Genomic DNA, 20599 nt, shown 5'->3' with positions numbered 1-20599 from the left:
AGGTTATTTAAAGAATGAATGCTTATTTCTTGTTTACTTTATCGAATATTAGGAAAATTCTTCTGATAATTAAATTGACGTTCGCACCAATAGAGTGTAAAACTATACTAGGCTTATACAATTCCAACAACATGGGGGGATTAATATGGATATAACGCAATTACATTACTTTATTGTTGCGGCAGAGCAAGAACATATGACAAGAGCTTCAGAAATTTTAGACTTGTCGCAATCTGCTTTGAGCCGCTCCATCACATCTTTAGAAAAAGAGTTAGGCGTTCCTTTATTTGATCGAAAAAACAGAAAGGTCTTGTTAAATAGATATGGAAAAGTATTTTTAAAGGATGCTAAAAAGATTGTGGGCCAAGTAGAAATTTCAAAATCAAATCTATCTCAACTTATCCATCCTGATTTTGGTAATATTTCTATTTCATTTGTTCATAGCTTGGGATTAAACTATATTCCGTCATTATTAAAGGAATTTCAACTTGCCAACCCTGGTCATACGATTACCTTAAATGAAGACAAAGCCCCTTTAATTGTTAAGGATTTACTTACAAATGAATCTGATTTAGGGTTTGCCACTCAATACCAATCTTTTTCCGATTTAGACTATAATCCGATTTTCAAAGAGAAAATCGTGTTAATCGCCTCTAGCCAACATCGGTTCTCCCAAATGAAACATATTCAACTGGAAGAGATTGTGCAAGAAAACTTCATCCATTATAATGCAGATACTGAATTGAGAAAATTAATCGATTCTATATTCTTAGAATACAATGTAGATATTCATATTGCCTATGATGGATTAGAAATTAATAGTATCATTGGCTTGGTTTCATCTAATATGGGCATCGCACTTGTACCAGAATCTGTCGTTCAAAATTTTAATGACATAAAAATAATTCCCATTCTAGATGTGACTATCGATCGAACGATATATTTAATACATAAAAAAGAAGGATATATGTCAAAAGCCGTTCTTTTCTTCAAAGATTTTATTTTTTCCTATCATAAAAAATAAATAAAAATGGAATGATCAATTACGCTTCGGCGTAATTGATTTAAATCTTTTTGCAGGTCGATAAAATTCCTCCCCTCACTACTAACAACCCCTCCAATTACTTGTTCCTACAAAGGTTTACTTCTTATTGTTAATTATAGAGTTCCTCACTTCCAAAAGACAAAGCAAATTACACATCATATCAATGTATAATGTGCATAATTCGGATTGTTCAGAATATTGTAGTATTCTGTTTGAATCAAACAAGTTCAAATGTGGAAATCTATTTAAGAGAGTCTTGCTTGATCTCTTGCTTGTGGCTCTTGACCGTTTTCTGTCTTCTATTCTTGTTAAAAAGAACAAAATTGCAAATGCAACTTTCTTTAGCCGATTAGCTCCTATGAACAATCCGCCGTGATTTTCGCTACAGGGTGGACGCTTTCCGCGGGCACAGCTTCAATCTCCTCGTCGTTCACGCTCCTGCGGGGCTTTCAGCTCGTGCTGTTCCCGCTGGAGTCGCCACCCTTTCGCTACAATCCAGTAGAGTTTGCTAATTACTAAGACATAATGCACTAGATCTAGTACTATATTGTTTTTTCTATAGGGAAAACCTATGGTTAATTGAATAAGACATACTTTATAGTGATTATTAGTAAGTTCTATTGATTGGAGTGCAAGGCGGCGACTCCTGTGGGATTAGCGAGACAGGTGAGACCCCGCACGTAGCGTTAGCGGAGGAGGAGGCTCACCGCTCGCCCCACGGAAAGCGTCCGCCTGGAGCGGAAATCATGGCGAACATCTTAAGATCTTTACCGCACAGTTTCCCTATACAACGATTAAATTAAAGCATGCCATTCCTTATGCTGCTCGAAAATAATTATCACCCTTACTCAATCTTCTATAGTTTCTTAGGCAACAAAAAAAGTCTCCCAAAGTAAAAACTTTGAGAGACTCTATCTATCTTATTTAGAAAGAATATGAATCGGGTGACCCATAACTACTTCTGCAGCTTCCATTGCAATTTCACCTAAAGTTGGGTGAGCATGAATAGTCATTGCGATATCTTCTACTGTCATACCAGCTTCAATCGCTAAACCTAACTCAGCAATCATGTCAGAAGCTCCTTGACCAATGATTTGTGCTCCAAGTAGTAAACCGTCCTCTTTACGAGAAACAAGTTTTACGAAACCATCTGTAGCGTTAAGTGCAAGTGCACGACCGTTTGCTCCGAATGGGAATTTCCCAGCAGCAACTTCATAGCCTTGTTCTTTTGCTTGTGCTTCATTTAAACCAACTGTAGCCATTTCTGGATCTGTAAAGCATACTGCAGGAATTGCTAAGTAATCCACAACTGAAGTTTGTCCTGCAATTGCTTCAGCAGCCACTTTACCTTCGTAAGAAGCTTTATGCGCAAGTTGAGGTCCTGCAACGATATCACCGATAGCAAAGATATTCTCAATGCTTGTGCGGCATTGCTTATCTACTTCTAATAATCCGCGTTCTGCGAATTTAATACCTAGTTCTTCTAATCCGATTTCATCCGTGTTTGGACGACGGCCTACCGTTACTAATACATAGTCAGCTTCCACTTTTTTCTCTTCTCCGCCAACTTCATATGTAACTACTACGCCAGTATCAGATTCTTCCACACCTTTTGCAGAAGCTTTAACTGCAATTTCTACGCCTTTTTTCTTTAGGCCTTTTTTAACGATAGTTGTCATTTGCTTTTCGAATCCAGCTAAAATATCGTCTCCGCCTTCGATAATTGTTACATTTGAGCCTAAGTTAGCGAATGCCGAACCAAGCTCTGTACCAATGTATCCACCGCCGATTACAACTAATTTTTCTGGAACTTCAGATAAACTTAATGCACCAGTTGAGCTAAGTACACGTTTTGTAAATTTAAATGTTGGAATTTCTACTGGACGAGATCCAGTTGCGATAATTGCATGTTTAAATTTATACGTTTGTGCAGAATTTTCATCCATTACACGAACTGTGTTTGCATCTACGAAATATGCTTCGCCCATCACTACATCGATTTTATTTCCTTTTAATAAACCAGAAACACCACTTGTTAATTTCTTTACAACGCCATCTTTGAAAGCTTGAGCTTTTGAAAAGTCAATTTTCACATCAGTTGCTGTAATACCCATGTCATCTGAATGTTTTGCATGCTCAAAACGGTGACCAACAGAAATCAAAGCCTTAGAAGGAATACATCCTACGTTTAGACAAACTCCACCGATATGCTCTTTTTCTACTACTACTACTTTTTGTCCTGTTTGTGCAGCACGAATTGCAGCTACATATCCTCCAGGGCCTGAACCAATTACTAAAGTATCTGTTTCGATCGGGAAATCTCCAACTACCATTTTTTTACGCCTCCATTAATAATAGTTCTGGACTGCTAAGCAAACGTTTAATATGGTTCAACGCATGTTGTGCAGTCGCACCATCGATCATTCGATGATCAAAGCTCAATGATAATGCTAACACAGGAGCAGCTACAATTTCACTATTTTTTATTATTGGTTTCTCTGAAATTCGACCAATTCCGAGAATTGCAACTTCCGGATGATTAATTACTGGCGTAAACCATTGGCCTCCAGCAGAACCGATATTTGTGATCGAGCATGATGCACCTTTCATTTCTGCAGGGGCTAATTTACCGTCACGAGCTTTTGTAGCAAGTGCATTAATTTCGTCTGAAATAGCAAATACAGATTTGCGGTCTGCGTTTTTAATAACAGGCACGAGTAATCCTTTATCTGTATCCGCTGCAATACCGATGTTGAAATAATGTTTTTGAATAACTTCATTTGTTTCATCATCATAAGATGTATTTAGTTGCGGGAACTCTCTTAATGTACTTACAAGAGCTTTTACAACATAAGGTAAATAAGTTAACTTAATATTTTTCTCTGCTGCAATCTCTTTGAACTTTTTGCGATGTGCAACAAGTTCTGTCACATCTACTTCATCCATTAAAGTTACGTGCGGAGCAGTATGTTTTGAATGTACCATTGCCTTTGCGATCGCTTTACGCATTGGTGAAAGTTTTTCACGTGTTACAGGGAATTCACCTTCAAGCACTACAGGAGCGGCAGATTTTTCTTCTGCTTTTGACTCTTTGTTGATTGGTTCCGCTGTTTCTTCTGTAGCGGTAACCTCTGCAGGTTTTTGGTCTCCAGTTAAAAATGCTTCGATATCTTCTTTTAAAATACGACCATTTTTCCCTGAACCTGTTACATCAGCAATATTCACTTCTTTATCACGAGCAAATTTACGAACAGAAGGCATTGCGATTACGCGTGTTTCACCTTTTGGCTGTTCAGTTGTTGCTGCTTCTTTTTTAGCAGGAGCTTCCACTGTTTCTTTGTCAATCTCTTGACCACCTTCAGCAGTTGCTTGTACTTGTGCTTCTGTTTTTTCTTCCCCATTGTCTTGCCCTTTAAACTGAAGATCCTCATAACCAGGAGCATCAATTTTAATCAGTACATCACCAACAACTGCAACTGTTCCTTCGCTAACTAATACTTCGGTTACTTTCCCTTTAACTGGAGAAGGAATTTCTACCACTGCTTTATCATTTTGTACTTCACATAAAATATCGTCTTCTTGTACTTCATCGCCGGCTTTTACAAACCATTTTACGATTTCGCCTTCGTGTATACCTTCACCGATATCTGGTAATCGAAATTCAAATGCCACAGTATTCACCCTTTCTATTTTTAATTTTTATTAGAACGTTAAAACTTTTTTCGCTGTTTCTACTATATCCTTAACACCAGGTAACCAAACCGTTTCTGCTTGAGAGAATGGGTAAACAGTATCTGGAGCCGCAACTCGTAAAACTGGAGCTTCTAAGCTTAAAATTGCTCTTTCCGTAATTTCCGCAACTACATTGGCAGCGATACCTGCTTGTTTTTGCGCTTCTTGTACAACGATTGCACGGTTTGTTTTTTCAACTGATGCAATAATTGTTTCAATATCAAGTGGTTGAATCGTACGTAAGTCAATCACTTCTACTGAATGTCCTTCTTTTTCCAACTCTTCAGCAGCTTTTAAGCTTTCATGAACCATTGCACCATATGAAATGATCGTTAAATCTGAACCTTCACGTTTTACATCTGCTTTTCCTAGTGGGATTGTATACTCTTCTTCCGGAACTTCCCCACGGAATGAACGATACAGTTTCATATGCTCTAAGAAAATAACAGGGTCGTTATCACGAATCGCAGAGATCAATAAACCTTTTGCATCGTACGGAGTAGAAGGAATAACTACCTTTACACCTGGTGTAGACGTCATTAGTAACTCTAAACTATCAGCATGCATTTCTGGTGTATGAACCCCTCCACCAAATGGAGAACGGATTGTAACAGGCGCATTATATGCTCCTCCTGTACGGAAACGCATACGAGCAAGTTGACCACTAATAGAGTCCATTACTTCAAATACAAAACCAAAGAATTGAATTTCAGGAACTGGACGGAATCCTTGAAGTGCTAAACCGACTGCAAGTCCACCAATACCTGATTCAGCTAAAGGTGTGTCAAATACACGGTCTTCTCCGAATTCTTTTTGTAATCCTTCAGTCGCACGGAATACTCCTCCGTTAACGCCAACGTCTTCACCGAAGACTAGAACGTTTTCATCATTTTTAAGCTCGGTACGGAGTGCTTCCGTAATTGCTTGAATCATCGTTAATTGTGCCATCGGTTACTTCGACTCCTTCTCAGTATAGTAAGCTAATTGCTCATCTAAATTATATGGGTTTTCTTCATACATAATATTGATCAAGTCTGTTACTTTTTGTTTTGGAGCAGCATCAGCTTTTTTGATTGCTTCTTTAATTTCTTCTTTTGCTTTTTCAATAATTTCTTCTTCTTTCGCTTCATTCCATATACCTTTTGCTTCTAGGTATAAACGGAAGCGAACTAATGGGTCTCTCTTTTCCCAAACGGAATCTGTATCAGATGTACGGTAACGAGTTGGGTCATCCCCAGCCATCGTATGAGGACCGAATCGGTAACATACAGTTTCGATCAAGCTTGGACCTTCACCATTAATCGCACGTTCTCTTGCATCTTTTGTTGCAACATAAACTGCTAATGGATCCATTCCATCTACTTGTACACTTGGAATCCCTGCTGCAATCCCTTTTTGTGCAATTGTTTTCGCAGATGTTTGCAACTCACGTGGTGTAGAAATAGCGTATTGGTTATTTTGTACGATGAATACAGCCGGTGAACGATATGCTCCTGCAAAGTTAATACCTTCATAGAAATCACCTTGAGATGAACCACCATCTCCTGTGTACGTTATTGCAATCGCTTTCTTTCCACGTTTTTGCATTCCTAGTGCTACACCAGCTGCTTGGATGAACTGTGCACCGATAATAATTTGTGGTGGGAATACATTAACATCTTCCGGAATTTGGTTCCCCATGAAATGTCCACGTGAAAACAAGAATGCTTGATATAAAGGTAGACCATGCCATACGATTTGAGGTACATCACGGTAACCTGGTAAGATAAAGTCTTCTTTTTCGAGCGCGAATTGAGATGCAAGCTGAGAAGCTTCTTGTCCAGCAGTAGGTGCATAGAATCCTAGACGACCTTGGCGGTTTAGTGAAATAGAACGTTGGTCTAATATTCGTGTGAATACCATTCGACTCATTAATTCAACTAATTCCTCATCTGATAAGTTAGGATTTGCTTCTTCGTTAACAATTTTCCCTTCCTCGTTTAAAATCTGGAACATTTCAAACTTTTCTTCAATTTCTTGAAGCGTTTTCTTTGGGTCTAACTGCTGTGACTTGTTTGCAGCCATATAGCAACTCTCCTTTTCTTCTGTATTAAAATTTCTTGTGATATAAGTAATACAACTATCTTTCCTTTTCAGTATACTCAAAGATAAATCTGCGGTCAATCATCTAAAATCATTGATTATCCTTAATAGAATATTAAAACTATTACACTCTGTACCAGTCCCTATTTATGTCTGTATTATATCAGTTTAATAAATTCATAAAAGCAATTCATCGTCCAATCAGAAAAAATGTTCTAGTATTATCTTCTATAAGATAAATAGAAAAAGCTTAGATAGGCTTCTACATTATCTTTTTTAAAGCTTTTTATAAAAGATAACTTGTGCGGTATAGGGAAACTGCGCGGTAATTTGCCTATTAAGGGTTCACTATGATTTTCGCTTCAGGCGGACGCTTTCCGCTTCAACCATTATGTATGATCTGCTAATTTGGTGTCTGCAGTGATCAAAGTTTTAAATTTATCAAGTTTACAAACAATAATTAGAACAAATTAGACAATGTTATCTCCAAATACGTAGTTCGTTTATCAGGATATAGCTCGTCTTTCAACTATTTATTGGTATTAATCTTCTTTATATCATCGTCTCCATCTAAGTACACTTGTTGTTTGGACGAAGTATCTGACTTATTGTAAAGATGGGAAATCTCTTTCCATAATGCTTGACATTTCACTTACAGCTAGTGACATTACGGAAGTAGCTTGCTTTATTGGATTGTAGCGGAGGGGCGGCGACTCCTACGGGATGAGTGAGTAGATGAGCCATCGCAGGCGAACGCGCTCGCGTCGGTGATGGCTCAACGCTCACCCCGTGGAAAGCGACCGCCCCGTAGCGGAAGTCCCAGTGGCTACTTCATTCAACTCACTGCCGCGCAGTTCGCTTAAACAGTGACACACCCCATACAATAGCGAGAAATTAATTCACAAGGTATATTTCCTAAAATATAAAAATAGAGTATGGGAATCTTTGGAATTCCCATACTCTATTTTTATCATTATCATATCTACTATTCTCTTGATTAATTTTCCTTTTGAAGTGAAGAAAATGTTTCTTCTTTTACTTTATTAAGCTTAGCTGTCAGTTCGTTAAATTTTTCAACTGATTGTTGTACTGCTTCGTTCTGTTTATTTACTTCATCGACTTGCTTTTGAATGGTCGTTACTTCTGCTGTGTCTTCGATTAACATGCTATATAACTTTTCTTGTAAACTAGCAAGTTCATTATATTGTTCTGTTAAATCGGTGTATGCAGTGTAACGATTTTTTAATGCTTCTTCGATTTGTTGAATACTTTCTTTTTCAGCTGTTACGTCCGTTTCCGAAATAAGTACATCGATATCTTTCATTTTTTCTGATGCATTTTTAATAGAAGCTGCTTCTTTTTCCACTAATACGAGTCTTTCTTCTAGTAGCCCGGCAGTTTCTTCGACTTGTTTCGTGAGCTCTTCTTTTTGATCTTTTGTTAACTCCATCATGCTTTGAAAATTAGCTTGTTCTTTTTGTTCCGTTTCTGCTAACTGCGTTTGTACATCTCTATAATCTGCCTCTAATTTATATATTTCCGTTAAGATGTTAGATAATTTTTCTTCGGTCGTTTCACCAAAAGAACATGCAGATAGAAGCAATACAAAGCATAAAGGAACTACGTACTTCCATTTTTTCATCACGTAACCTCCTCTAATCATTTCACTATAATTGTTCTGGTTGCTAAATTCAACCTTACAATAGGCTTTTTTTGTTTAGCAAAAGATGATTTTTCGGTATAATAGGACTAGGAACTCGGAAAGGACGATAAATATGATTTTAATGAAAGATATTGTGAGGGACGGTCATCCAGCACTACGAAAAAAAGCATCAGAAATGACTTTCCCTTTATCAGAGGCTGATAAACAGCTCGCGAATGATTTATTGGAATATGTGATCAATAGTCAAGATGAAAAAATGGTAGAGAAGTATAAATTACGTCCTGGAATTGGGCTGGCAGCTCCTCAAGTAAACGCTGATAAAAGAATGTTCGCGCTACATATACCAAATACAGAGGATGGGGACATTAGCTTTGTTGCAGTCAACCCCAAAATAATTAGTCATTCTGTTGAAAACACTTATATCCACTCTGGGGAAGGCTGTCTTTCTGTAGACGAAGTGATTGAGGGGTATGTACCAAGACATGCACGTATTACCGCTACGGGCTTTTTTCCGGATGGTACACCATTTAAAAAACGATTAAAAGGTTTAGCGGCAATTGCATTTCAACATGAGCTAGACCATTTAAATGGCATCATGTTTTATGATCATATTAATAAAGTAAACCCATACGCAGAAATACCAAATTCGGTTCCATATGAACGAGCTTAATAACTAAAGCTCAAGTGCATGTCTACTACAGAAATATAAGAAAGAGCCTGGATTACATCAAAAATGTAACACAGGCTTTTTCTTATAAATCGGCTGCTCTTGGCATAGCCGATAGAGCTCCCGGTTTGGTTGCACAAATTGCTCCTAGTCTATTGCCGAAGGAGACATAGTCTATCCACTCTTCTTTTGTGCTTGGCTTTCCGCTCATATTAATTTTAGACAGAATTCCTGCCATAAAAGCATCTCCAGCACCTGTTGTATCGACTGGGACTACCTTCTCCACGTTTACGTGAATTGTCTCCTCATCGATTACAATATGCGTGCCTTCTGCTCCAACCGTAATAAGGACGATCGGAATCTGGTAATCTCTAAGTTTGCGAATCCCTTCTTCTCTCGTCTTTGTTTCCGTTAAAAAGAAAAGCTCCTCTTCTGTTAACTTCAAAATATCCACTTGCTTAAAAAAGGAACAAATGGTTTCTCTACAAAGTGCTTCGCTTTCCCATCTTAGTGGACGAATATTGGCATCGAAAGATAATAACACTTTAGATTTCTCCATTTGATCGACTATTTGACGAGTCGTCTTACGTGCTATTGGATGAAATAATGTTCCTGAACAAAAATGAAAAATAGAGGCTTGCTGAAATGCTTCTTTTTTCAATGTAGAAAAGTCCACTTGTAAATCGGGTGTTTCATCCACGTAAGTATGGAAGTGCCGGTCATTGTTTTCTGTTAAATGCACATATACGCCACTTACTCGTTTTTCAGGAACAATCTGGGCGAAAGTTAAATCTACTCCTTCTAATGTTAACTCTCTTCTCACAAATTCTGAGGTTTCGTCGTCTCCTGAAATTGTTATAAAAGAGGAAGAAGCCCCGAGTCTTGCAACTCCTGCTGCTACATTTACTGTCGCCCCACCTAAAAACTTTGTAAATTCTTTATTTGATTGATCATCTGCAATATAGTCTACAAATACATCACCATATATGAGCACAAACTTATTCCTTAAATCGTTCATAAAAACTCCTCTAGATTAATTGTAATTTTTTCATGGCATTCACTAAGCCATTTTCTGAAACATGGTCCGTGACAAAGGTTGCGCAGTTTTTTAATTCTTCTACGGCATTCCCCATCGCAACACCCGTCCCTACATATTGAAGCATCTCTATATCATTAAAACCATCACCAAAAGCAATCGCGTCATCAGGAGTTTTATTCATATAGCGTAGTAATAATTCAATTCCTTTTGCTTTAGAAACGCCTTGTGGAAGAACATCACAAGATACCCGATGCCATCTAACAAACTTTAAGTTAGGAAAAGCTTTCTCATATTTTTTTTGAACATCCATGTCGCAAAAAATTAGCGCTTGATGTATATCATTCGTTAAGAAGAAGTTTTCTTCCGTTCTTGGTAAGGCCATTTTCAAGGAAGAGATGCTTTCGTATATATCCTCGTGATCAGGGACATTTGATACAAATTCTACATCATCCATATAAACAATTGGTTGCTCTCGTTCCATCGCAAAATCTGTTAGATTCTGTAGTTCTGTTGTATCGATAATTCCTTTATGAATAATCTTCCCTTGTAATTGGACGATTTGACCATTGTAGCATATGAATGAATCTATTTTAAGTTGTTCTAAAATTGAGTTTGCTGTAAATGGAGCTCTCCCAGTTGAAATAACTATTTCATGCCCATTTGCTCTTGCTTGTTGAATAGATTCTACAACACCTGGTGGGATATTTTTATCATTATCTAAAATAGTCCCATCAATATCAAAGAATAAAACTTTATTTACCATCAAAAAAACTCCTATTCGCTACGCTAATTATTTGACTTTTCAGTAAGAATCCTTTACACATTTCTATTTTTCGTATATAATATATTGTAAGGAGTGAGTTACCATGTTGAAACGTCTAAGAAGAAAATGGTTAAGACGACTCGGTGGAATGCTCAGAAACAAAACGATTGCGTAAATTATTTGCCCTTCGAAAAATGGAGGGCTTTTCTTTATTTTAAAGAAGTAGCGTGATAATATAAAGAGAATTGATTTATTTTGAACGTGAAAAAGGAGAGTATAATATGATTTATAAAGTTTATTATCAAGAGAATGCATTGGAAGTATCAGTTCGCGAAAACACGAAAAGCTTATATGTAGAGGCAGAATCTGAGCGTGAAGTGCGTTCAATTCTAAAGGATCGTAATTATAATATCGAACTAATTCAATTGCTTGAAGGTAATCATTTAGCATATGAGCAAGCAAGCCCGAATTATAAAGTAGAGAAGAGATAAACATATGAAATTTGTAAAAAATGATCAAACTGCTGTTTTCGCCCTCGGCGGACTAGGTGAAATCGGCAAAAATACGTACGGTGTACAATTTCAAGATGAGATTATTTTAATAGACGCGGGGATTAAGTTTCCAGAAGATGATCTATTAGGTATTGATTATGTTATTCCAGATTACACGTATCTAGTGAAAAATGTAGATAAGATCAAAGGATTATTTATCACGCATGGTCACGAAGATCATATCGGTGGTATTCCTTATTTATTGAAACAACTAAATGTTCCGGTATATGGGGGAAAACTCGCGCTAGGTTTACTGCGTAACAAGTTAGAGGAGCACGGCTTACTTCGTCAAACAAAGATGCATGTGATCGAAGAAGACGACGTGGTGAAATTTAGAAAAACAGCGGTTAGTTTCTTCAGAACAACACATAGTATCCCGGATGCTTTTGGTATCGTTGTCAAAACTCCACCAGGCAATATCGTTCATACAGGCGATTTTAAATTTGATTTTACGCCAGTTGGTGAGCCTGCTAACTTGACTAGAATGGCCGAAATCGGTCGTGACGGGGTTCTTTGCCTACTTTCAGATAGTACGAATGCAGAAATTCCGAATTTCACGATGTCCGAACGTAAAGTCGGCGAAAGTATGGACACTATTTTCCGTAAAGTGAATGGTCGCATCATTTTCGCTACGTTTGCTTCTAATATTCATAGACTTCAACAGGTAACGGATGCAGCTGTGCAGCATGGCCGCAAAATCGCTGTTTTTGGCCGAAGTATGGACAATGCGATTACAATCGGTCGTGAGCTTGGCTATATTACAGCGCCTAAAGAAACATTTGTCGACGCTAGTGCGTTAAATCGATTACCTGCTAACGAAGTGCTTATATTATGTACAGGCAGTCAAGGTGAGCCAATGGCCGCTTTATCTCGAATTGCTAATGGGACACATCGTCAAATCCAAATTCAACCAGGCGATACGGTTGTATTTTCTTCTTCACCTATTCCAGGAAATAGAGCAAGTGTTAATCGTACCATTAACTTACTATTCCGTGCAGGTGCAGAAGTAATTCATGGTTCACTTAATAATATTCATACATCAGGTCATGGTTCTCAAGAGGAACAAAAGCTGATGTTACGACTTATGAAACCAAAATTCTTTATGCCAATCCATGGTGAATATCGTATGTTGAAAATTCATACGGAACTTGCGGTAGATTGTGATGTATTACCTGAAAATACTTTCATTATGGAAAACGGAGATGTGCTGGCGTTAAGTGCAAATGAAGCGCATGTTGCTGGACGAATTCCATCTGGAGATGTGTACATTGATGGTAGTGGTATCGGAGACATTGGCAATATCGTTCTTAGAGATCGTCGAATCCTTTCCGAAGAAGGATTAGTAATCGTTGTTGTAAGTGCAGATATGGAAAGAAAGAAAATTGTTTCTGGACCTGATATTATTTCACGTGGATTTGTGTACATGCGTGAATCTGGAACAATGATCAATGAAGCCCAACAGATGTTAAACAAACATTTACGGTTCACGTTACAAGATAAACCAGCTGAATGGGCTGAATTGAAAAATGAAATTACCGATGTTCTTAGCCCTTATTTATACGAAAAAACAAAACGTCGTCCAATGATCTTACCGATTATTATGGAAGTATAAAACGTTTTATCCATATAAAAAATGCCAGAGGGATTTGCTTCCTCTGGCATTTTTTATGACAATACTTTCTTTTCAAATCGGTTAATATCGACATCTGCACCAATCATAATTAATACATCATTTAACTGAAGCTTCTCATCTGCCGGAGGTGAAACATTGATATTATTTCCACGCTTTATAGCGACGATATTGATGCCGTATCTTGCACGAATATCTAAATCCACTAATGATTTCCCTGCAATTTTTTCATTCACTTTAATCTCCATAATTGAGTGCTCATCAGAAAGCTCTAAGTAATCCAGTACATTTTGCGATAGGATATTATTCGCGATACGAATTCCCATATCACGTTCTGGATGTACCACTTGGTCTGCACCGATTTTACGTAATACTTTTTCATGGTAATCATTTTGCGCTTTTACCGTAATTTTCTTTACGCCAATTTCTTTTAACATAAGCGTCGTTAATATACTCGATTGGATATCGTCACCAATAGCAACAATGACATGCTCAAAATTTCGGATACCAAGGGATTTCAATACCGTTTCATCTGTCGTATCCGCCACCACTGCTTGCGTAGCAATTGCAGCATACTCATCTACTCTTTCTGTAGCAATATCGACAGCCATTACATCTGCCCCTTGATCGATTAACTCCCTGACGATACTTCCTCCGAATCGTCCTAAACCAATTACTACAAACTCTTTTTGCATAATAGTGCCTCCTGCTTACTAATCGGATGCACTTAGTTTACCATACCATTTCTAAAAATAGATACTTCATTCGCGGATTCAGTATTACGAATCTTTCATTAAAAGTATTAACCTTTTTTCTAACATTCTAAAACCGCTCTCCCCCGTTTGTACGTGACGGAGCAATCCCTTCTTATCAAATAGATAAAAAGATGGTACAATTCGATTTTGAAATTTATCAGAAACAACTAAATCGTGATCTAGGTATATGGAGTTCGTCATACTCATTCGCTCAGCTTTTTGCTTTATTAAAGTATTATTTACATCTTCTTTTGTTATTGGCATATGAATCCCAACCAACTGAAATTTGTCGCCATATGTCTTTTTCCATCTATTTATAATCCCGTAAGTCTTGTCGCATAGATGGCAACTAATAGACCAAAAGTGTATTAATAAAGGTACTTCCCCAATTAATTTTTCTTTCGTTACACTTCCGTTCAACCATTCCATGTCACTTGAAAACTCGGGTAACTCCTCTCTTAAACGCATTTGTGTCTCCCCTTTTCCTTTTCGTCCATAGCTAGTGTATGCGTCATGATAAAAACAGAACAGGACAAAAACCATTTTTTTTTGAATTAATATGAATAAGTTGTTAAAGTAAACTTAAAGTTGTGTTAAAATAAACTTTGTTTTTCAAAGGAGGAGGGGAACAATATTGCAAATTGGAAAGAAGATTAAACGATTACGACTGAAGAAAGGTTTAACCCAAGAAGAATTAGGGGAAAGAACTGATTTAAGCAAAGGCTTTATATCACAGCTAGAAAGAGATATAAACTCCCCTTCGATTGAAACACTTTTTTCTATTTTAAATGTACTTGGTTCCAAGCCTAAAGACTTTTTTGATGACGAGCAATTGCGGACAAAAGTCGTTTTCGAAGCCGAAGAACAAACGATTTACGTAGATGAAGAAAAAAACTATCAGCTTCACTGGCTCATCTCTGAGTCTAACGAAAATGAAATGGAACCAGTCCTCATCACGCTAGGTCCAAACGGTCAATTTAAACAATTTGAACCTTCCCTTTCCGAAACGTTTATATATGTTTTACAAGGTCGCGTCGAATTAATACTCGGCAAGCAGCAATACTTTGCTTCTAAAGGAGAATCTCTTTACTTTGAAGCAGCTGATGATCATCTATTAAAAAATGCGGCGGATGAAGAAACAAAAGTAATTTATGTCGTAACAAATTCTTATTTATAAGAAATGCGGAAGCGCCTATGTCTACCCCGACAGGCAAATGTGAAATAGCGAGGAGGCAGCTCCTCAGCCACCACAGCTATTTCACATTTGACCCCAAGGGGTAAGGCGTTGCAGCTGGACAAATACTAAGTAAGAAGGCCTTCCTTTCTTACAATATACAAATTGGAGGTACATTATGTCTGAGACACCTATCATTCGCTTTGAAAACGTCACCAAACACTACGATGCAGAAACAACTGTGTTAACGGATATTAACTTTGAATTAGAGCGTGGCAAATTCTATACGCTACTTGGTCCATCCGGTTGTGGGAAAACAACTATTTTGCGATTAATTGCAGGATTTATGCAACCTTCTAGTGGAAATATTTATTTTAATGGAAAACTAATCAATAATGTTCCTGCAAACGAACGTCAAGTGAATACAGTTTTCCAAGACTATGCACTATTCCCTCACTTAAATGTGTTTGAAAATGTAGCATTCGGTCTTCGTATTAAAAAACTAGGAAAAAAAGAAATTGAAGAAAAAGTGTTAGAGGCACTAAAGTTTGTTAACTTATCAGGGTATGAAAATAGAGAAATTGCAGAAATGTCTGGTGGTCAACGACAGCGTGTAGCAATTGCTCGAGCAATCGTAAATGATCCAGAAATCATTTTACTTGATGAGCCGCTTTCTGCTTTAGACTTGAAACTACGGTCAGAAATGCAATACGAGCTTCGTGAGCTTCAACAGCGATTAGGCAAAACATTTATCTTTGTTACGCATGACCAAGAGGAAGCGTTAGCTATGTCCGATGAAATTTTCGTGCTCAATGCAGGAAATATTGAACAAAGTGGAACACCAATGGATATTTACGATGAACCGATCAATCGATTTGTAGCAGATTTTATCGGAGAATCGAATATTGTTTCTGGCACGATGGTTGCCGATTTCCGCGTACGAATTGGTGAAAAAGAATTTGAATGTGTGGACCAAGGACTAAATCCGAATGAAAATGTCGATATTGTCATTCGACCAGAAGATTTAGAAATTACCTCTGTCGAAAAGGGGAAAATGAAAGTAAAAGTAGATACACAATTATTTAGAGGAGTTCACTATGAACTTTCCACGTACGATGATGAAGGAAACGAATGGCTAGTCCACTCCACGAAAAAAGCGGAAGTTGGCGCATTTATAGGGTTAGACTTTGATCCTGAAGCAATTCATGTTATGCGCCTGAACGAAACGGAAGAAGAATTTGATAAGCGACTTGAGTCTTACGGAGAAGACGCATATGCAAACTAAAAACACAAAAACATTTTATTTAATACCTTATTTTGCATGGATTATATTATTTGTCATCGCACCAATTGCTTTAATCGCTTATTATTCCCTTTTCGATTTAAGTGGAAATTTCACATTAGATAATTATAAAAACTTCTTCACTTCTATTTATTTAAAGTTAACACTTAGCTCTTTTTGGTATGCATTTCTTATAACGCTATTTTCCTTACTGGTTGCATACCCTACAGCTTATTTGCTGACAAAAACGAAACATAAACAATTATGGTTATTATTAATCATTATTCCATCTTGGATTAACTTATTATTAAAAACGTATGCATTCATTGGAATTTTTGGCTTATATGGCCCTATTAATGCCTTTTTAAATGTATTTGGTTTTGGAGAAACACAAATTTTATTTACAGACTTTAGTTTTATATTTGTATCAGTTTATATTTTTATTCCATTTATGATTCTACCTATCTTTAACGCTTTGGATAAATTAAATCCATCATTGATCGATGCAAGTAGGGATTTAGGTGCATCTAGTTGGACAACCTTTTCAAAAGTCATCTTTCCATTAACTACGAATGGGGTTAAAGCTGGGATTCAAGCGGTGTTTATCCCTTCCCTTTCCTTATTCATGATTACTCGACTAATCGCTGGAAATAAAGTTATTACACTTGGTACTGCTATTGAGCAACAATTTTTAGTTACGCAAAACTGGGGAATGGGTTCGACCATTGCCGTATTCTTAATTATTTTTATGGTCATTGTCATGATCATTACTGGACAAAGGGATAAGGGGGCTAATTCTAATGGAAAGAACTAGTAAAACAGCGAAACTTTACTTAGCCCTTATTTTCATAATTTTATATGCACCGATTTTGTATTTGATCTTTTATTCGTTTAATAGTGGCGGTTCTATGAGTAATTTCGAGTCGTTTACTTGGGAGCATTATGGTGCTGTATTTTCCGATACTCGACTGATCATGATTTTGATCAATACAGTCATTGTTGCTCTGCTTTCTGCTTTACTCGCAACAATCATTGGAGTATTTGGTTCGCTAGGCATTGTATATATGCGCAACAAATCTATACGTAATTCTTTGTTATCCTTAAACAATGTGCTAATCGTTAGTCCAGACGTTGTCATTGGGGCATCATTCTTAATCTTGTTTACAATGATTGGCGTTAAATTAGGCTTCGCGTCTGTATTAATCTCGCATATTGCCTTTAGTATTCCAATCGTAGTATTAATGGTATTGCCAAAACTACAGGAGATGAATAGCTCTTTAATAGATGCAGCGGCAGATCTTGGTGCGACTAAGGGAGAAATTTTGCGAAGAGTCATTATTCCATTTATTAAACCAGGGATTTTTGCAGGATTCTTCATGGCACTTACGTATTCACTTGATGATTTTGCTGTTACTTTCTTTGTAACAGGAAATGGTTTTAGTACGCTATCTGTCGAAATTTACTCGATGGCACGTGCTGGAATTACCTTAACGATCAATGCGTTATCAGGAATTATCTTTATCGTGACATTGTTGCTTGTAGTAGGCTATTACTTTATTAGCCAAAGAGGGAAAAGCCCTGTAGGAATGGGGGTAAGAAAATGAAAGACATCGTAAGAGCAGCACTTACTATCATTCTCGTTTGTCTCGTATTGTTTTTTGTGAATGATCTGTTGAATAAGAATTCAGGAAAAGCTGGCAGCGATACTGTAACGATCTATAACTGGGGAGAATATATTGATCCAGATTTAATAGCCCAATTTGAAGACGAATCAGGTTATCGTGTAGTGTATGAAACGTTTGATTCAAACGAAGCAATGATGACAAAAATTGAACAAGGTGGAACTTCATACGATATTGCAGTTCCATCTGAGTATGCAATCGAGAAAATGAAAGAGCATGATTTACTACTTCCAATTGATCACTCGAAGATTCCTAATCTGAAAAATATTGATCCATATTTTTTGGATTTATCGTTTGATCCCAAAAATGAGTTTTCTATCCCCTATTTTTGGGGAACAGTAGGTATTGTATTCAATCCTTCCTTACTGGATGGACAAACTTTTGATAGCTGGGATGCACTATGGGACCCATCCTTAAAAGGTCAAGTGTTGTTAGTGGATAGTGCTCGTGAAGTTATTGGAATGGGATTAAATAGCTTAGGATATTCTTTAAACTCTACCAATGAAAAAGAATTGCAAGAAGCTTCGGAGAAACTAAATAAACTTACACCAAACGTCAAAGCAATCATTGGAGATGAAGTAACACAGCTTATGGTAAACGAGGAAGCTGCTGTTGCTTTGACATGGTCTGGCCAAGCAGCGGATATGATGTGGGAAAACGAAGAACTTGACTATTCTGTTCCTGAAGAAGGATCTAATTTATGGTTCGATAATATGGTTATTCCAAAAACTGCAGCGAATATAGAAGGTGCTCATGCATTTATAAACTTTATGTTGGATGCTGAAGTAGCTGCACAAAATGCGGATTATGTTGGTTATTCCATTCCAAATGCAGCCGCTGTGGAATTGATGGATGAAGAAGTAACAGCAGATGAACGCTTTTATCCTACCGAAGAAACAAGAGATAATTTAGAAGTTTATAATAATCTAGGTCTTGAGATGCTTGGAGTTTATAACGAGTTATTTTTAAAATTTAAAATGGGAACAAACTAACAAATAGAGTTGCCTTTAATCGGCGGCTCTATTTCTTATTTTCCAAATTAACTATTATTAATTTTTCGTGTCGCGAAAGTTTTTATTATCTTTATAATATGGTAGAATCGATAGACGCATACTAAGTAATTTAAGAAAGCAGGAATCATATGGCGAAGAAACCATCACAATTTGCACTATATATTTTGATGTTTAATATGTTTATCGCAATGTCAGGAATTGGACTTGTTATTCCCGTCATGCCGCAGTATTTAGAAACGTTTGGCGTAGCAGGTCAGGCACTAGGATTTATCATTGCATCATTTGCTTTAGGACAGTTTTTATTTTCACCATTAGCGGGTGATCTATCCGATACTTTTGGACGTAAAAAACTTATTATTGTTGGATTAGTAATATTTTCAGCTTCTCAATTTTGGTTCGGCATGGCAACTCACGAATGGATGTTATATGCTGCACGCTTTATAAGCGGTATTGGGGGGGCTTTTTTAATCCCCGCTACGATGGCATTTGTTGCCGATATTACCTCTCTTGAGGACCGGGGAAGAGGAATGGGCTTACTCGGAGCATCGATGTCTTTAGGATTTATGATAGGACCAGCAATTGGAGGATTTTTAGCAAAGGTTAGTTTAACTTTTCCTTTTTACATGGCTGCCATTGCAGCAATTCTTTCAGCTGTAATCTCTTTTGTCATTTTACCGGATATCAAAAATGCGATTTCTGAAAATCCTGAGGCGAAGAAAAAAAGCGAAAATATACTTGTTCAAATGAAAAACTCGATCAAAACTCCCTATTTTATGATGCTCATTATTATTTTTGTATTCTCGTTCGGGATTGCAAATTTCCAAACAACTTTTTCCCTATACGTGGATCATAAATATAATTACACTCCACAAGATATCGCTATCGTATTAACAGTTGGAGGATTTGCTGGTGTCATTGTGCAAACTTTAATTATTAATAAATTATTTAAACGGTTCGGTGAGTTGAATGTAATTTTAGTCAGTCTTGTCGGTGCAGCATTATCTTTATTAGCCTTTTTCTTAGTAGACGGGTTTGCGCTAGTATTGTTAATAGCTACTCTTTTCTCAACAGCAACTACTTTAATCCGCCCTGCTGTTAATACAGTCGTTTCGAAGCTTGCTGGAAACGAACAAGGTTTTGCAGCCGGGATGAATAATGCCTATATGAGTTTAGGGAATATGGTTGGTCCAGCACTTGCAGGAATGTTTTTTGATATGAATTTAAATCTCCCATTCGTTATTGGGGCATTTATCCTTTTATGTTCATGGGGTATTACGATTATTTGGATTAAAAAGAAAAAGCCAATTATTGCTTAAGGTTCTATCAAATAAATTAAGCGCCTCACGAGCAATGAACCTCTCTATCCAAGTAGTAATCAATGCTAATAGCAAACACCCGAGGCAAATATACTCATTTGCCTCGGGTGTTTTCATTTGGTTGCTCTCATTGTATATCTGGTTGCTTACCTTCCAGCTTTGGTTGCTTTGGAATAAAAATTGGTTGGTTTCAAACGGAATTAGT

General features: G+C 37.1%; 19 protein-coding genes. 10 read left to right on the top strand and 9 right to left on the bottom strand.

What is annotated here, in order from left to right:
* Positions 1-145: 145 nt before the first annotated feature.
* Positions 146-1024, top strand: coding sequence for a LysR family transcriptional regulator (locus FG382_RS03920; protein ID WP_142537591.1), 879 nt, complete (start codon positions 146-148; stop codon positions 1022-1024).
* Between the two features lie 941 nt (positions 1025-1965).
* Here the strand turns inward: FG382_RS03920 and lpdA are convergent.
* The 5 genes from lpdA to FG382_RS03895 all read right to left on the bottom strand — a co-directional run bounded on the left by lpdA (position 1966) and on the right by FG382_RS03895 (position 8501).
* Entirely contained in the window at positions 1966-3378 is a 1413-nt protein-coding gene (lpdA, locus tag FG382_RS03915) for a dihydrolipoyl dehydrogenase (protein WP_142537590.1), read from the bottom strand.
* Positions 3379-3382: 4 nt separating this feature from the next.
* Positions 3383-4717 carry a dihydrolipoamide acetyltransferase family protein gene (locus tag FG382_RS03910; protein WP_142537589.1) on the bottom strand — a complete coding sequence of 445 codons (1335 nt, stop codon included), beginning with the start codon at positions 4715-4717 and terminating at the stop codon, positions 3383-3385.
* 30 nt (positions 4718-4747) lie between these two features.
* Positions 4748-5725 carry an alpha-ketoacid dehydrogenase subunit beta gene (locus tag FG382_RS03905; protein WP_142537588.1) on the bottom strand — a complete coding sequence of 326 codons (978 nt, stop codon included), beginning with the start codon at positions 5723-5725 and terminating at the stop codon, positions 4748-4750.
* Positions 5726-5728: 3 nt separating this feature from the next.
* Positions 5729-6841: a pyruvate dehydrogenase (acetyl-transferring) E1 component subunit alpha gene (gene pdhA / locus FG382_RS03900; protein ID WP_142537587.1), complete on the bottom strand. Its 1113-nt coding sequence runs from the start codon at positions 6839-6841 to the stop codon at positions 5729-5731.
* A gap of 1015 nt (positions 6842-7856) precedes the next feature.
* The gene (locus FG382_RS03895; protein ID WP_170206443.1) at positions 7857-8501 is read right to left on the bottom strand and encodes a YkyA family protein; all 645 of its coding nucleotides are present in this window, start codon (positions 8499-8501) and stop codon (positions 7857-7859) included.
* Between the two features lie 133 nt (positions 8502-8634).
* Between FG382_RS03895 and def the strand changes: the two genes are divergently transcribed.
* Positions 8635-9192 (top strand): peptide deformylase, encoded by a 558-nt coding sequence (gene def, locus FG382_RS03890; RefSeq protein WP_142537585.1) that lies wholly within the window; start codon positions 8635-8637, stop codon positions 9190-9192.
* Positions 9193-9274: 82 nt separating this feature from the next.
* Here the strand turns inward: def and FG382_RS03885 are convergent, their stop codons facing one another.
* Entirely contained in the window at positions 9275-10207 is a 933-nt protein-coding gene (locus FG382_RS03885) for a carbohydrate kinase family protein (RefSeq protein WP_142537584.1), read from the bottom strand.
* Positions 10208-10217: 10 nt separating this feature from the next.
* Entirely contained in the window at positions 10218-10991 is a 774-nt protein-coding gene (locus FG382_RS03880; protein ID WP_142537583.1) for a Cof-type HAD-IIB family hydrolase, read from the bottom strand.
* A 281-nt stretch (positions 10992-11272) separates the two neighbouring features.
* Between FG382_RS03880 and FG382_RS03875 the strand changes: the two genes are divergently transcribed.
* Together FG382_RS03875 and rnjA are read left to right on the top strand one after the other, a co-directional pair.
* A complete protein-coding gene (locus FG382_RS03875; protein ID WP_142537582.1) occupies positions 11273-11482 on the top strand; it encodes a DNA-dependent RNA polymerase subunit epsilon in 210 nt (69 codons plus the stop codon).
* Positions 11483-11486: 4 nt separating this feature from the next.
* Entirely contained in the window at positions 11487-13154 is a 1668-nt protein-coding gene (gene rnjA, locus FG382_RS03870; RefSeq protein WP_142537581.1) for a ribonuclease J1, read from the top strand.
* 53 nt (positions 13155-13207) lie between these two features.
* Here rnjA and FG382_RS03865 read toward each other — a convergent pair whose 3' ends face one another.
* Positions 13208-13867 carry a potassium channel family protein gene (locus FG382_RS03865; RefSeq protein WP_142537580.1) on the bottom strand — a complete coding sequence of 220 codons (660 nt, stop codon included), beginning with the start codon at positions 13865-13867 and terminating at the stop codon, positions 13208-13210.
* 84 nt (positions 13868-13951) lie between these two features.
* On the bottom strand, positions 13952-14395 hold the full coding sequence (locus FG382_RS03860; RefSeq protein ID WP_142537579.1) for a TlpA family protein disulfide reductase: 444 nt from the start codon (positions 14393-14395) through the stop codon (positions 13952-13954).
* Positions 14396-14561: 166 nt separating this feature from the next.
* Here FG382_RS03860 and FG382_RS03855 point away from each other — a divergent pair, with 166 nt between their 5' ends.
* The 6 genes from FG382_RS03855 (at position 14562) to FG382_RS03830 (ending at position 20394) form a co-directional block, all read left to right on the top strand.
* Positions 14562-15104 (top strand): helix-turn-helix domain-containing protein, encoded by a 543-nt coding sequence (locus tag FG382_RS03855; RefSeq protein WP_142537578.1) that lies wholly within the window; start codon positions 14562-14564, stop codon positions 15102-15104.
* Between the two features lie 175 nt (positions 15105-15279).
* The gene (locus tag FG382_RS03850; RefSeq protein WP_142537577.1) at positions 15280-16386 is read left to right on the top strand and encodes an ABC transporter ATP-binding protein; all 1107 of its coding nucleotides are present in this window, start codon (positions 15280-15282) and stop codon (positions 16384-16386) included.
* A complete protein-coding gene (locus FG382_RS03845) occupies positions 16376-17197 on the top strand; it encodes an ABC transporter permease (protein ID WP_142537576.1) in 822 nt (273 codons plus the stop codon). Before FG382_RS03850 ends, FG382_RS03845 begins: the two co-directional genes overlap by 11 nt.
* Positions 17184-17987 (top strand): ABC transporter permease, encoded by an 804-nt coding sequence (locus tag FG382_RS03840; RefSeq protein WP_142537575.1) that lies wholly within the window; start codon positions 17184-17186, stop codon positions 17985-17987. Before FG382_RS03845 ends, FG382_RS03840 begins: the two co-directional genes overlap by 14 nt.
* Positions 17984-19057, top strand: a complete 1074-nt coding sequence (locus FG382_RS03835) for an ABC transporter substrate-binding protein (protein WP_142537574.1) — start codon at positions 17984-17986, stop codon at positions 19055-19057. Before FG382_RS03840 ends, FG382_RS03835 begins: the two co-directional genes overlap by 4 nt.
* Before the next feature lie 149 nt (positions 19058-19206).
* A complete protein-coding gene (locus FG382_RS03830; RefSeq protein ID WP_142537573.1) occupies positions 19207-20394 on the top strand; it encodes an MFS transporter in 1188 nt (395 codons plus the stop codon).
* Positions 20395-20599 lie beyond the last annotated feature (205 nt).

The organism is Psychrobacillus lasiicapitis, assembly GCF_006861795.1.
GTDB lineage: Bacteria > Bacillota > Bacilli > Bacillales_A > Planococcaceae > Psychrobacillus > Psychrobacillus lasiicapitis.
This window is presented reverse-complemented; position numbering and strand designations above follow the sequence as displayed.